The organism is Bartonella sp. TT119HLJHH (assembly GCF_042193385.1).
Taxonomy (GTDB): Bacteria; Pseudomonadota; Alphaproteobacteria; order Rhizobiales; family Rhizobiaceae; genus Bartonella.
The window spans coordinates 1-14,743 of the sequence record NZ_JBHILS010000006.1 but is presented as its reverse complement, the minus strand read 5'-3'; the positions used below and the strand labels follow the sequence as shown (position 1 = coordinate 14,743).

Sequence of the window (14,743 nt, the reverse complement as noted above, 5' to 3'; positions counted from 1 at the left end):
CACTTGATTGTATTGAGCCCCACCCTATCCCAGAAAGGATGTCTTTATGAATATTAAGGAAATACCCGTGGGTAAAAACCCACCAGAAGATATTAATGTTATTGTGGAAGTCTCTCTTGGTGGTCAACCAATAAAATATGAGATGGATAAAAAATCGGGCGCATTATTTGTTGACCGTTTTCTTCATACATCGATGGTTTATCCTGGAAATTACGGTTTTGTCCCTCATACGCTTTCAGATGATGGTGATCCTATTGATGTCCTTATCTGTAATACCCGTCCACTTATGCCTGGTTGTGTGATCAATGTTCGCCCCATCGGAGCTCTAATGATGGAAGATGATGGTGGTAAAGATGAAAAAATTATTGCCATTCCCACTACAAAATTAACAAAACGCTATATCAATATTCATGACTATACAGATCTGCCCGAGATTACACTCAAACAAATTGAACATTTCTTCAAGCATTACAAAGATCTGGAACCTGGAAAATGGGCTAAAATTGAAGGATGGCGTGATAAAAACTTTGCTTATGAATTGATTAAGCAAGCTGTTGAACGCAATAAAGAAATATAACAATTCTAATAAAATAAAGCCTGTTTTTATAGGCTTTATTATTTATTTCTTCTGCGACATATACTCTGTGAGGGATTGCCATATCTGCTGTAATTCTTCTAAATGTGTCGAAAAGTAAAGTTGTTTGTAGCGAGATGTTGCGCCGCTTTTCAGAGAAATAGAAGAAGCTGAAATCTTCCACTGCTTCGCAAGAAATTTAATGAGAGCTTTATTTGCTTTTCCATCTTCAGGAACAGCACGAAGGCGTATAACCAGATATTGTTTTTCACCATCCCTACATTCAATCCCTATTATTTTGTCAACGGATGATTTGGGAATGAGATATACAAACAAAATCAAGTTATTTTTATCAACTTGATAAAACATGTATTCGCCTCAAGTAATATTTCTATACATATATGTTTGCGTAAACGCGCCACATGAAAACACGAATAAAATAAATAATAATGAACACTACAATAGGTGAAATATCAATCGTTCCCAAATTTGGTAAAATTTTCCGGATACGGCTTAGAACGGGATTTGTAAGACGATATAGAAAGCTTCCTATCAAAACAACAAAGCGATTGCGCGAATTTATGATATTAAAGACATAAAGCCAAGAAAAAACGACACTAGCGATTAAAATATCAATATAAATTTCAAAAATCAAATCAATTGCTCTAAGCAATGCATAAATCATGCGTTATCCCTTTCAATCAAGGAAACAGAAGAGCGTATAGAAGGCCTTCATTACAGTAAATATGTGTATCAAACAATGGTTTTATATTTTAATATTCTTTTTTCTTGAATAAAAACCAGACATCTAAATTCTTCATCTCTCTACTTAATGACGATGCAGTTAAAAAACAAATATCAAAATTAAAAATAGCACATAAAAATAGAAGAAACGGCAAAAAATCTGAGAACTTAAAAAACTCTGAATATCCCTTATAGAATTAATCTTAAATCTCATCGTTTTAATTATTAATATATAAAAAACAAACAAACTAAAAACGGACTTAAAAGGCCGTTTTTAGTTTATTTTTAAAATTATTTCTGCAAAGCAGTTAAACGGTTAAGAGCATTGCTAAAACCATCTAGCTGAACAAATAAATCATTCAAAGCTGGTTCACCTGCAGCAGCAATTGTCATCGCCAACTTTAACTGTTTTCCAGAACGTAAAGCTGCTACGTGATTTTTGTCAAAAACGACAGGAACCACACAACCTGCTGGTACACAAGTCCGGATACCGGTTTCGATAACAGCTTTTCCCTCATCAACTTGTAAACGAACAGGCTTAGAAACCAAAATGCCAAAAGGAACTGTTAAATTACCAGATACAACACCCTCAGCATCGAGAGTAAGACCCATAGCCACAACAACACGCCCCTGCTCATTCACTTCTTGACGGTGCATAAAACAAATTCTTTTCCCTTCTTGTATACCACAGTTAATAGTCCACAAACCGTAGGTTTCAGTCAAAGAAGAAGCTCCATTTGGCAATGTTGCTGCCGCATCTTTTGATGCAGGAGGTTTTGAACTTGTTGCAAATGCAACAGATGAAATACTCAAGAGAGTAAAAACTATAAGTAAATTAAATAATTTTTTCATTTTATATTCCTGTTCTTTACATAAAAGAGAAACATGGTTATTATTTATAAATAATATAAAGCACCTTAATAAAAAATACTTTCTCATAATCATATAGCTTTTATAATGGTCTAAGGCTACCTCGAAATTCACTGACAACTTTCGTATAAACGTGCTTTTTAAAAGAAACAGCAATCAACGGAAGGGTTTCTAGATCAATCCATTTCCATTGATCGAATTCCGCTTTATTGCCATCTGGTGGCGGATTAATCGCAATTTCAGAAAGCTTTCCTGTAAACTGGAAAGCAAACCACTTTTGTATTTGCCCACGATATTTATTGCTTAATGTGCACCCAATAAGTTCTTGTGGAAAATCATAATGGAACCAATTTTGTGCTTCTTTAATCAACTTTACAGATCGAATACCCGTTTCTTCATAAAGTTCACGATATGCCGCATCTAATGGTTTTTCATCTTCATCAATCCCTCCTTGAGGAAGCTGCCAACGATGAGATATGTCAATATCTGCATCTGCATGAATGGGCATCATTAAACGACGCCCAACCCACACTTTACCCTCATGATTAAAGATAACAATCCCAACACATTTGCGATATGGAAGAATCTTCAAATTAATACCTGCATCCATTTAATATTCCTCAAAATCGCAAGCTATAGATATCAATTCTCACTTTAACACATCCTTATTGGGATCTGGTGGAAATGCTGCATTTGCCATTTCACCTCGTAATAATTTATAAGCCTCATTCAATTGAATATCATCCTTAGGGTCTTGGGGAACAAAAGCAGCTGAACCAGATCCTTTATTACTCTCTCGTTTTCCTTTGATATGTCCTTTTAATGCAGACTCACCAACTTTTACATCATAACCCTTATATTTTTCAGGAAGTGGCTGCTCTACAATAATATCAGGCGTGATCCCTGTTCCTTGAATAGAAGTGCCAGATGGCGTATAATAAAGTGCTGTTGTTAAGCGTAAAGCTCCATTTTCACCCAAAGGAATAATTGTTTGAACAGACCCTTTACCAAAAGACTGCGTCCCTAAAATTGTTGCACGACGATGATCTTGTAATGCACCCGCAACAATTTCAGAAGCACTTGCCGAACCACCATTAATGAGAACAATGAGCGGTTTTCCATTGATGACATCACCTGGCTTTGCATCAAATCTCGTCACATCACTTTTTTTGCGCCCACGAGTTGACACAATCTCACCCTTATTGAGAAAAGCGCTCGAAACATTAACAGCTTGATCTAAAAGACCACCCGGATTAAGCCGCAAATCAAGAACGTAACCTTTTAGCTTATCTTCAGGAATTTTAGATTGGATATCTTTAATTGCCGCTAGAAGATTATTTAATGTCTGCTCAGAAAACTGAATAACTCTCACATATCCAATGTCACCCTCAACCCGATATTTTACCGCTTTTACTTTGATAATATCACGAATAATCTTCACTTCAAATGGCTTATCAACGCCAGAACGAATAATTGTTAAGGTAATTGGTGTTCCAGGAGCACCTCGCATCTTATTAACAGCTTCATTCAATGTTTGACCATTCGTTTGTACATCATCAATTTTTGAAATAAGGTCTCCTGCTAGAATACCTGCTTTTGAAGCGGGAGTATCATCCATTGGTGAAACAACTTTAATTAAGTTTTTTTCCATAGTGACCTCAATACCAAGACCTCCGAATTCTCCTTTCGTAGAATCCCGCATATCCTTGGCTTCTTCAGCATTCAAATAAGATGAATGAGGGTCAAGCGATGTGAGCATGCCATTGATAGCATTTTCAATCAGCTTTTTATCATCTGGAACTGTAACATATTGCATACGCACGCGCTCAAAAACATCGCCAAATATAGCTAGCTTTTTATATGCATTATCTTCATTATTCGCAGCAACAGACTGCACCATAACCATTGAACAGGCGCCGAGCAATACCCCAGCGACCAAAAGAATAACTTTACGAATCATTTTGGCTCCTTCTTATTTTTTCAGTCTGCCACCAAGGAGTTGGATTTACAGGTTTTCCCTGCTTTCTAAACTCAATGTAAAGCATTGGAGAAGTTTTTCCTATATCCAATGCAACACTGTTTGAAATAAATTGCATCTCCATTATACCCAGAGGCTCACCTGAAAGAACAAACTGCCCCTGTTTTACATTAATTCTCGACATTCCAGTAAGAATGATATGATAACCATTTCCAACATTGAGAATGATTAAATGTCCGTAAGAACGAAATGGCCCAGCAAAAGCAACAAAAGCATCTACAGGTGATATAACAACAGCTCCTGACTCTGTTTCTATCGTTTCACCAAAGCGCGTAATCTGCGAACTTTTGCTAGAATGATATATTCTTTTTCCGGAAACAGGAAAAAGTAAAGAACCTTTTCGGCTTTCAAAATTGGACTGTTCTAACAATTGCAAACTTTTCCGTACCTGTACTGATGCATCAGAGCTAAGTTTTGACTGACGGTCGAGCTCTAAAATCAATTCTTCCAAAGACTGCGCTTTTTTAGCAAGAGCAATATTTTTTCGTTGCTGTTCTGTAAGTTCTTTTTCTGATTTTGTTTGTAGTTTGTTTTTTTTGTCTAATAAAAGCTCTAAACGTTTTCGCTGCTCTGCTTGATTTTGCAGTTTTGTCTTTAATGCTGTATATTCCCTAGTAATGGAATTACTCAAATTGGTCAACTCCTTGAGTTTTACTGTTAAATCTCGTGTTTTCTCCTGCATCTGAGGAATAACAGTACCTAATAAAACAGAACTACGTATAGAAGCCAACGCGTCCTCTGGCTGTATCATAAGAGCAGGAGGCGGATTCAATCCCATACGTTCCAAAATTGCAAGAACTTCCGCAAATTCAGAACGACGATTTTTTAAACTTTGATAGACTTGTACCCGCTTTTCTATCATTTTTTCAAGCTTTTCTTCCCTTTTAGCAATATCATCTGCTACTGTACGTTCTTCTTTAGCCGCCTTTATGAGTGCATCTCTCAAAACACGTTGATCTTTTTTTAAATGCTCAACTTGATGCATAAGAAAAGCAACACGCTCACGCGAAAGTGAAATATTTTGGCGAATCTCTTCCAATTCTTTATGTGCTTCCGTACTCCTCATTGTATCTTCCGCATGCGATACAGAAAAGCAAAAAAACATACTCAAGAGCAGGATGACAAATATCACGCATTCCCCATATAAATATCGCATCTTTCTATGAAGAAGCTTTTTCATTTGCGAACACCATGACACCTCATCGTATACATTAGAGATGTTGTAAATGGTGTCGGCTAAAACACTATTAATAAATATATAAATAAGTGCTAAAAATTGCACAAAAATATTAAAAACGATGATACGGATGATTATTTTCAATTGTTACAGCGCGGTAAAGTTGTTCTGTAAGAAGAATACGTGCAATTTGATGTGGCCACGTCATCAAACCAAAAGATAAAAGAAAATCAGCACGCTTCCTTATTTGTTCATTATGCCCATCAGGTCCTCCCAAAGCAATGACGACATCTCGAATGCCTTCATCACGATAACACCTCAATTTTTCAGAAAAAGAAGTTGAAGAAATCGATTCTCCACGCTCATCTAACACAATTAATCGACATTTTTCAGGTAAAAATTCAATAAGTTTTCTCCCCTCTTCCTCCATACGTTGACAAGCTGTTTGAGCACGACTTTCTGGTATCTCTTGTAACTTTTTTAAATGAAAGCCTACATCTCCAGAAATTTTAGAAAAACGATCCAAATAATGCTGAACCAATTTTTGCTCCGCCCCACTTTTCATACGACCAACCGCAAAAATAGAAATTTGCATTTTAATGATCTCCGAAAAGAACCGATTTTGTATTGTTTAAATCCGGAGTCATCCATATCTTTTCTAAATTATAAAAAAGACGAATTTCTGGACGAAAAAGATGAATGATAATATCACCTGTATCAATCAATACCCAGTCACCTCCAGCAAGCCCTTCTACACGCGCAAGCCCCTGCCCACTATCTTTCCAAGTACGTAATAAATGATCAGCAACAGAAGATACATGACGCTGCGAATGTGCTGAAGCTATGATCATATAATCAGCTAAAGATGTCTTCTCTTGAATATCAATAGCAACAATATCTTCTGCTTTTGTATCTTCCAAACTCTTGAGAATAACTTCAAGACTCCCCTTAACAGAAAAAACTTCTTTTTCTGTTAAGGGCATAATATCGTAAGAGTGGTTTTTTACAACTTTTTTCAGATCAATATTCCTTTCTTATTGTTGTAGAATGTAAAAAGTTTTCTCTAAAGAGAAGCAGAATCTTATAAATTGTTCAAGAAAAATTATTCTTCTTCAAACGAAGCTTTGTTGAAGATTGAAAAGATAAAGGTCCATGCAAATAAGTCCAAACTGGTGGTTTTATAAAAGGTAATCGCTCACTTTCTCTCTCGTCCAAACGAAACTGGCTATAAATGTGCGCCATAGGAGAAGAAAGTGCCGACCGATTGCCTAAAGGACGATCAATAATCGCAATAGGAAGCATAGAAACAATATCATGCCATCGATACCAATGATGTATCGTCGTAAAACTATCTGCCCCCATAATCCATACAAAATTTACACCACTGCAATGGGTAAGAATATGAAAAATCGTATCTACAGATACTTTGCTCCCTATAGCCTGTTCAAAACCTGTTAAGCGAATTTTTGGATGGTCAATAAGTTTAAAACTTAATCGCATTCTCTCCTCTAAAGGGAGTAACTGTGTACAATCCTTTAAAGGATTCCCAGGACTAACCATCCACCATAACTGATCAAGATGCAAACGCCGAATGGCAATTTTTGCAACGAGAAGATGCCCCGCATGCGGCGGATTAAAAGAACCACCAAAAAGACCTACAACATTAGATCTTTCAACATGTGGCATACGATTTTTCCATAGAAAAAATGGATTTTTCAAGCTCTAACCTGACCATTTCCTTTAACGTGATATTGAAATGATGTTAGCTGTTCAACACCTATGGGACCACGTGCATGCATTTTTCCTGTTGCGATACCAATTTCCATTCCAAAACCAAATTCACCTCCATCAGCAAATTGTGTAGATGCATTGTGTAATAAAATAGCTGAATCTAAATGATTAAAAAAATCCTTCACCACTTCCAAATCCTCAGCAATAATCGATTCCGTATGTCCTGATGAATAACGCTTGATATGAGCAATGGCTCCCTCAACCCCCTCAACCGTTTTAACAGAAAGAATAGCATCAAGATATTCATGCGACCAATCTTCTTCAGAAGCTAATTTGACATCTGGCATAAGAAAAACAATATCTTCTGTGGCACGAATTTCACATCCCTTCTCCTGTAAAGCAGTTAAAACAGGAAGAAACTTTTTTAATGCCTCGTTGTCAATGAGAACTGTCTCAACAGCACCGCATATCCCTGTCCGACGCAACTTCGCATTTAAAACAATATTACGCGCCATATCCAAATCTGCCGATTTATCAATATAAATATGACAAAGTCCCTCTAAATGGGCAAAAATTGGAACACGTGCATCAGACTGAACGCGCGCAACAAGGCTCTTTCCACCACGTGGCACAATAACATCAATCGCTCCATCCAATCCTTTGAGCATTTCCCCAACGGCAGCACGATCTGTCGTTCCAACCATTTGGATAGCATCTTTGGGTAAACCAGAGCACTCTAAACCTTGTACCAACGCACAATGAAGAGCATGTGAAGAATGAAAACTATCCGAACCACCGCGCAAAATCGCAGCATTGCCTGCTTTTAAGCACAAAGAACTCGCATCAACTGTAACATTTGGACGACTTTCATAAATAATGCCAATCACACCAAGAGGTGTCCTTACACGACTTATATGAAGCCCATTAGGGCGTGTCCACGCACTCATGACCTGCCCAACAGGATCAGACAAACGAGCAACTTGACGAACACTGTCTATCATTGCACCTAAACGCAAATCATCTAATTTTAGCCGATCAATCATTGCAGCTTTCAAATTATTCTGAGCAGCCTTCTCTAAATCTTGACAATTCGCTCGTAAAATTTTATCTGACTGAGCCTCTAGACTTAAAGCGATCATTTCCAATGCATTGTTCTTTTGCTCAGAAGAAGTAACGGCCAACACTGCAGCGGCATGGCGTGCTTTCTGCCCCATATTCCTCATTTGTTCTTCTAAAGTCATCGTATTATCCACTCTGCGAAAACAATAAAAACAAAAGTAACTTTTTTAAACAGAATTGATCAAGCAACGTACAATCATATCATTACGATGCACCATAGCAGAGCGCGCCTCATACCCAAGAATAGCTTCAATTTCTTCACTTTTATGTCCTATAATGCGTACAGCCTCATCTTTGTCATAGCTTACAAGTCCACGCGCAATCTCAACTCCATCTGTACCAACAATTGCAACCGTATCCCCACGTTGGAAATTTCCCTCAACGCCAATAACCCCTGCTGCTAATAACGATTTTCCTGTTTCAAGAGCCCTAATGGCTCCTTGATCAATCGTCAAAACACCAGATGGATCTAAATGACCAGAAATCCATGTTTTCCAAGCATTGACAGATTTCTTACTTGCCGCAAAAAAACTCTTGCGTTCACCTTTGTCAATTGCAGCAAGGGGATTCATACGCTTGCCTGAGGTGATAATCATCGCCGTTCCAGCAGCATTAGCTATTTTTCCGGCATCAAGCTTAGTCTTCATTCCTCCCCGTGAAAACTCTGAAGCAGCAACATCTGCCATTTTTTCGATATCATGCGTAATGGATGCAACAAAAGGTATAAATTCAGCCGTAGGATCACTATGGGGAGACTTTGTATAAAGACCATCAATATCAGATAAAAGTATTAAAAGATCTGCCCTCACCATTGTTGCCACACGCGCAGCTAAACGATCATTATCACCATAACGAATTTCAGTTGTTGCAACAGTATCATTCTCATTAATAACAGGCACAGCTCCCAAACATAAAAGCGTCTCAATCGTTGCACGTGCATTGAGATAACGCCTTCGCTCCTCCGTATCAAATAAAGTGAGCAAAATTTGGCCTGTTTTGAGCCCATGTTGAGCAAGCGCATCACCATAGGTTTTTGCTAACTCAATTTGCCCCAAAGCAGCACATGCCTGGCTTTCTTCCAATTTCAAAGCCCCCTTAGGAAGCTGTAGCAATGTCCTTCCTAAAGCAATAGCACCTGAAGACACCAACAATATCTCTACGCCTCCTTTGTGCAATTCAACAACATCACTGATCAAGCTTTTAAGCCATTCAACCCGTAAACCTGCCTGAGGATCAACCAAAAGGGCAGATCCAATCTTGACCACAATACGTTTATAGTGTGTAAGTTTTTGCAATCCAACAACCATCTCAATCAATCCTGCTATCCCCACCGTTCTCCTCTTTGCGTGATATTTCAATAATATGTGCACCAGCACGCAGCACATTTTCTAAACCTTCGCGACTAACCGCAGAAAACATCATAACTGGTTGATCCGCTGCTCTTTGCAAAGCTTCCTGTTTAGCTTCACGTTCTTCAATTGTCAGAGTATCTATCTGGCTTAAAGCAACAATTTCAGTTTTATCACTTAGATTATTTCCATATGCCTCAAGTTCATGACGCACAATTTGATATGCTTTTGCTACATCTTCTTCTTGAGCAGAAATCAAATGAAGGAGCACACGACAACGTTCCACATGTCCTAAAAAACGGTCTCCAATTCCTACACCTTCATGCGCTCCTTCAATCAATCCCGGAATATCAGCCAAAACAAATTCACGACCATCAATTCGTACAACACCAAGGTGAGGATGTAGAGTGGTAAAAGGATAATCTGCAACTTTTGGCTTTGCCGCCGTTACAGAAGCTAAAAAAGTTGATTTTCCGGCATTGGGTAAACCAACAAGCCCGGCATCAGCAATTAACTTCAAACGAAGCCATATTGCACGCTCTTCTCCAGACAAACCTGGATTTGCACGACGCGGTGCCCGATTTGTCGATGTTGTAAAGTGAAGATTGCCAAAACCGCCATTCCCCCCTTTTGCAAGGCGATAGCGCTGTCCCACTTCCGTTAAATCACATATTAACGTTGTATTATCTTCTTCAAAAATTTGCGTCCCAACCGGAACTTTAAGGATGACATCATCACCCTTCTCACCTGTCATATTACGCCCCTTGCCATGGCCTCCTGTTTTTGCTTTAAAATGCTGTTGGTAGCGATAATCAATCAGTGTGTTAAGCCCATCAACAACAAGAGCCCAGACATCACCACCCCGTCCTCCATTCCCTCCATCTGGCCCCCCAAATTCTATGAATTTTTCACGACGAAATGATACTGCTCCAGAACCTCCATTACCAGAACGAATATAAACTTTAGCTTGATCAAGAAATTTCATTGGAAACACTCACTGAGGAATCAATCTCTCTACCTCTATAGGCAATACATTAGTTTTACCAGTTTTTCATCATTGATAACAGAAAAACTGTCACTATCGCCGATAACTCCTTGAGAAAAAATCATCACATTTAAATAGGTTAAGTAAAGTTAAATCTTCTTAAAAGAAGGCGCTATTCTTGAATGTTTGTTTTTCCTTTAAATTCAAGTGCTAAAAGATAAAGTTCTACTGATTCTGATCGGCTTGCGGGTGGTTTAACATGATAGACTTTTTTAAAATGCTGTTTTAGTATCGTGAGAAGAGTGTTTTCTGCTCCTCCTTGAAAAGCCTTTGCTAAAAAATGCCCCCCAGGTCTTAAAACCGAAAGAGCAAAATCAGCCGCAACTTCACATAAATAAATCGTTCTTAAATGATCCGTCTGACGATGACCTGTTGTTGGCGCTGCCATATCAGAAAGAACCACATCTGGTTTTGTTCCTAAAGTCTCAATTAATTTCTGCGGTGCATCTGTATGCAAAAAATCCATTTCCAACATGGCAACTCTAGGCAATGGATCAACATGTAAATAATCAATACCAACAACGCTAGGATCTTCATCACTTGACCCTACTATACACTCAGCCACCTGACACCAGCCCCCAGGTGCCGCTCCTAAATCAATAACCTTTTGGCCTTTTTTCAAAAACCTATAGCGCTCATTAATTTCAATGAGTTTATAAGCCGCACGCGAACGATAACCATCTACTTTTGATTGATGGACATAAGGATCATTCAGATGCCTCTCTAACCATCGTCGTGATGAAGCTTTAATGGTTCCTGCTTTCTTTTTTACGCGCTGATATAATTCATGTGACCCTGAACCTCCATAGCCACCTCGCGGTGTTTTTGTTGTTTTTTTCATCGTTATTCATTGTCTCCATATTTAATTCTCTAACGCTTGAAATCTCTGCTCTTTCTACGATGACACCATACCCCATCGCGTAACATCAGCTCTATCAAAATTCCTTCCCTTAATCCACGATCAGCAACTCTTAAACGCTGACTGGGCCAAACTTCCCTAATAACATCTAAAATTGCACAACCAGCTAAAACTAAATCTGCTCTCTCGCGTCCAATAAAAGGATTTATGACACGTTTTTCTATATCCCATGATAATAGGCGTTGTGTCATAAGTGTAATGTCTGCATCATTCATCCAAATGCCATCCACTTTTTTCCTATCATAACGCTCTAAATTAAGATACATTCCTGCTAAAGTCGTAACCGTACCGGAGGTTCCCAAAAGATGAAACTTTGAACCTTGTGCTAACTTTCCTAATTTATGACGATCTGAAAAATTATTTAATAACCCTCGCACATAGCTTTTCATTTTTTCAAAGTCGTCTAAGCTAATATCATTCCCTCCAAAACGTTCAGCGAGCGTAACAACACCAACAGGAAGAGAAGTCCAAGCGATAATTTGTCTAGCTAAACGAAAAGAACGCTTTTGAGAAACATCAAGTAGCACAATTTCTGATGATCCTCCTCCAATATCAAAAAGCACAATAGCGTCAGTATTTGGTTCAACAAGTGTACTACACCCTGTAACAGCAAAACGCGCTTCTGTTTGCCGATCAACAATTTCCAATTCAAGACCTGTCTCCTCCAAAACACGCTGAATAAAATGTCTACCATTTTCTGCAGAACGACAAGCTTCCGTTGCAATCAAGCGATAACGCTTAATATGCCTTTGTTTTAGCTTTAAATGACAAATCTTTAATGCTTCAATCGCACGATCCATAGCTTGTGTATTAAGAAAACCGTTATTTATTAAACCTTCTCCCAATCGTACAATACGAGAAAAAGCATCAACAACACGAAAATATCCAGGTTTACTGGGAGATGCGATAAGAAGACGACAATTATTTGTTCCGAGATCAAGTGCCGCATAAAGAGGTGGAGATTTTACTGGATGGAACCGTCGAAGAAAAGGTGCTTTGAGTTTTTTTGTTTTTTGAGCACCTATCATTATCTGACTATGAAAATCAAAAGCTGTTTCAGATTGAACAAAAACTTGTTTCTGTTCATAATGTTTTTTTCTCTGTTGTCTCTTTATATCAACAAGGACAGAGTATGCCTCTGTTCGTGACAATGCAGAATGATGATTTGTATTACTACCGCACTGATCATACAACTGATCTGCTTTGGTACCGTATATTTCTCCTCGCTTTAACTCTTTTGAACCATAATTTAACGGAGCCATTTCCCTTATCCCTTGAGCGTTCCCCCCAATAAATAAACGCGAAAACTCTTCTGCTCATTCCTAAATAAAGCAATAATGCAGCATCAAATGATATATACAAGAAACCATTCTTTCTTTTCCTATCATTAAAATTTTCTACACTAGCATCATTCAGATTTTTGTATAATCTTTCGGTTGTTTCCGTGAAATCATGCTTCTCTTTATGAACTTAAAACTATAAATTTATCGTTTACGTTCACATTATTTTTTATAAATTATGCTCTTTTCTTTATACCATTTACACGGAGCACACCTCTATTGTAACAAACCTACACTATCATACTATTTGCTGACTCTTAAGGTTACAACAACTTATACATTCTTATGCTTTATAAGAAAAAAAATTTTTTAATCTCGTTATCCACACACAAGCCTCGTTTGTTATACGCAATGAAATGGCTTTGATTATGCTGGAATAAAAGTCCCATAATACTACGAAATGCAATTACAATAGCTGTTATTTTGTAAATACCAATGAAAACTATCGTTAAAAAAATCTATAGAATTATAAATTTATCTAAAAATATTAATACTTATCAGACCGCTCTAAAAATCCATTTGAAGCTTTAAAAAAGAATTTAGTCTACTCATTATTGTAAGGAAGAAATCGAGTATTTCTAATCTTTTTTACTTTTAATAACTAATGAAATCATTCTTTAAGCATTATGGAAAACACTAACTTGATTTTCTATTATATATAAAAAACTTACTGTGACTTTATATTCATAAAACTCTCACTCTTTCCAACAAATCACCTCGATATCATATTATATAAAACTTCTTACTTATTTGACCTTATAATTTACACTCAGAAATACAATACAACAATTTATGGAAAAATGACTCTTGTTAAAAATACTCGATAGATTCTAAGGACGGAAAGAATTAAGTGCCGCATTTAACCCTTTAAAGGGTACAGTAAAAGAAAATACCTTACCTTCTTTAGTTTTATAGGAAATACGTACCTTATTGTTCTGCTCTATTTGTTTAGTCAAAACCGGCCCTACAGGTGATTGTGCCAAACAAACCGTTTCATTACATTGCGTATAATTAATAAGAATAGGTTTTTTAACACCTTTTACAAACATTTGAATCGGAACATTTATATCAGAATTTGGCAATGTTCGAAAAAGCATCACTGCTTGACCACTTGTCGTAGAAACAAGAGACCAACTAAAAATGGTATTTCCTTCTTGATCATGAACAGTCTGTGTCACATTACATATACCTTGCTTATGTTTAAGCTTTTGTTTTTCGTCACAAATCAAAGTCCAATCATAAAACTGCATAATAATTCGACGTGTTTCGCCAGGCTCTCCCTTAGGTATCGATAAGTGCGGTGGATGCACTGTATAAATATTATTGTTCTCATTAGCAAAGCTTTCGCCCTTGCCTATTAAGGCAAGAGCAAACAGAACCTTTACTAACATACTTCTCGTTTTTACAATAACAGCCATTTTTTCTATTATCATCTCAACCTCAGAGTAATTCCAGCGCCTATTCCCCAATGACCTCCAGCACTTGTCACAGATACATTCGAGCGAATATTTCCATCTTCAGATGTATAACCAGCACCAATAGCAAGTGCAGATTGACTGCGCCATAAACCACTCCCAAATGAAACACTTAAAGATCCTGGTATATCATAGTAACGTAAGTTGGACACCGCTAGACCAATAGCAGCAGCTTGTCTTGCTTCTTTCCGAACATCCTGAATAGCATAATTCAACGTCTCAAACTTCATATCTGTATAGGATTTCGACTCGTTAACACCATCATTGACAAGACTACTAACTTTTTCATCCGTATACTTATTGGCATCTTCAAGAACTATCTTCATCTGCTCTTCAGTATAATCATGCAACTGACCACCATT

General features: G+C 37.5%; 17 protein-coding genes. 1 reads left to right on the top strand and 16 read right to left on the bottom strand.

Annotated features, from left to right (window positions below; translation table 11 throughout):
- Positions 1 to 46 precede the first annotated feature (46 nt).
- Positions 47 to 577: an inorganic diphosphatase gene (gene ppa / locus ACFIJL_RS04560; RefSeq protein WP_375622949.1), complete on the top strand. Its 531-nt coding sequence runs from the start codon at positions 47 to 49 to the stop codon at positions 575 to 577.
- Between the two features lie 42 nt (positions 578 to 619).
- Here ppa and ACFIJL_RS04555 read toward each other — a convergent pair whose 3' ends face one another.
- From ACFIJL_RS04555 to ACFIJL_RS04480, 16 genes are all read right to left on the bottom strand, one after another.
- On the bottom strand, positions 620 to 943 hold the full coding sequence (locus tag ACFIJL_RS04555; RefSeq protein ID WP_375622947.1) for a DUF167 domain-containing protein: 324 nt from the start codon (positions 941 to 943) through the stop codon (positions 620 to 622).
- A gap of 22 nt (positions 944 to 965) precedes the next feature.
- The gene (locus ACFIJL_RS04550) at positions 966 to 1,259 is read right to left on the bottom strand and encodes a YggT family protein (protein ID WP_375622945.1); all 294 of its coding nucleotides are present in this window, start codon (positions 1,257 to 1,259) and stop codon (positions 966 to 968) included.
- A 350-nt stretch (positions 1,260 to 1,609) separates the two neighbouring features.
- On the bottom strand, positions 1,610 to 2,170 hold the full coding sequence (locus tag ACFIJL_RS04545) for an invasion associated locus B family protein (protein WP_375622943.1): 561 nt from the start codon (positions 2,168 to 2,170) through the stop codon (positions 1,610 to 1,612).
- 100 nt (positions 2,171 to 2,270) lie between these two features.
- Positions 2,271 to 2,798: an RNA pyrophosphohydrolase gene (locus tag ACFIJL_RS04540; RefSeq protein ID WP_375622941.1), complete on the bottom strand. Its 528-nt coding sequence runs from the start codon at positions 2,796 to 2,798 to the stop codon at positions 2,271 to 2,273.
- A gap of 39 nt (positions 2,799 to 2,837) precedes the next feature.
- The gene (locus tag ACFIJL_RS04535) at positions 2,838 to 4,148 is read right to left on the bottom strand and encodes a S41 family peptidase (protein ID WP_375622939.1); all 1,311 of its coding nucleotides are present in this window, start codon (positions 4,146 to 4,148) and stop codon (positions 2,838 to 2,840) included.
- Complete coding sequence (locus ACFIJL_RS04530) at positions 4,138 to 5,382, bottom strand: murein hydrolase activator EnvC family protein (RefSeq protein ID WP_375623103.1); 1,245 nt, start codon at positions 5,380 to 5,382, stop codon at positions 4,138 to 4,140. Before ACFIJL_RS04530 ends, ACFIJL_RS04535 begins: the two co-directional genes overlap by 11 nt.
- Positions 5,383 to 5,515: 133 nt before the next feature.
- The gene (gene rlmH / locus ACFIJL_RS04525) at positions 5,516 to 5,998 is read right to left on the bottom strand and encodes a 23S rRNA (pseudouridine(1915)-N(3))-methyltransferase RlmH (protein ID WP_375622937.1); all 483 of its coding nucleotides are present in this window, start codon (positions 5,996 to 5,998) and stop codon (positions 5,516 to 5,518) included.
- 1 nt (position 5,999) lies between these two features.
- Positions 6,000 to 6,386 (bottom strand): ribosome silencing factor, encoded by a 387-nt coding sequence (gene rsfS, locus ACFIJL_RS04520; RefSeq protein WP_375622935.1) that lies wholly within the window; start codon positions 6,384 to 6,386, stop codon positions 6,000 to 6,002.
- A 109-nt stretch (positions 6,387 to 6,495) separates the two neighbouring features.
- Entirely contained in the window at positions 6,496 to 7,089 is a 594-nt protein-coding gene (locus tag ACFIJL_RS04515) for a nicotinate-nucleotide adenylyltransferase (protein WP_375622933.1), read from the bottom strand.
- Between the two features lie 29 nt (positions 7,090 to 7,118).
- Positions 7,119 to 8,375 (bottom strand): glutamate-5-semialdehyde dehydrogenase, encoded by a 1,257-nt coding sequence (locus ACFIJL_RS04510; protein WP_375622931.1) that lies wholly within the window; start codon positions 8,373 to 8,375, stop codon positions 7,119 to 7,121.
- A gap of 45 nt (positions 8,376 to 8,420) precedes the next feature.
- The gene (proB, locus tag ACFIJL_RS04505; RefSeq protein ID WP_375623101.1) at positions 8,421 to 9,560 is read right to left on the bottom strand and encodes a glutamate 5-kinase; all 1,140 of its coding nucleotides are present in this window, start codon (positions 9,558 to 9,560) and stop codon (positions 8,421 to 8,423) included.
- A 1-nt stretch (position 9,561) separates the two neighbouring features.
- Positions 9,562 to 10,587 (bottom strand): GTPase ObgE, encoded by a 1,026-nt coding sequence (obgE, locus tag ACFIJL_RS04500; RefSeq protein ID WP_375622929.1) that lies wholly within the window; start codon positions 10,585 to 10,587, stop codon positions 9,562 to 9,564.
- Between the two features lie 172 nt (positions 10,588 to 10,759).
- Entirely contained in the window at positions 10,760 to 11,488 is a 729-nt protein-coding gene (locus ACFIJL_RS04495; protein WP_375622927.1) for an RlmE family RNA methyltransferase, read from the bottom strand.
- A 29-nt stretch (positions 11,489 to 11,517) separates the two neighbouring features.
- Entirely contained in the window at positions 11,518 to 12,828 is a 1,311-nt protein-coding gene (locus ACFIJL_RS04490) for a Ppx/GppA phosphatase family protein (RefSeq protein WP_375622925.1), read from the bottom strand.
- A gap of 908 nt (positions 12,829 to 13,736) precedes the next feature.
- On the bottom strand, positions 13,737 to 14,339 hold the full coding sequence (locus ACFIJL_RS04485) for an invasion associated locus B family protein (protein ID WP_375622923.1): 603 nt from the start codon (positions 14,337 to 14,339) through the stop codon (positions 13,737 to 13,739).
- A partial coding sequence (locus ACFIJL_RS04480) for a YadA-like family protein (protein ID WP_375622921.1) occupies positions 14,336 to 14,743 on the bottom strand: 408 nt, incomplete at its 5' end. The genes ACFIJL_RS04480 and ACFIJL_RS04485, both read right to left, overlap by 4 nt.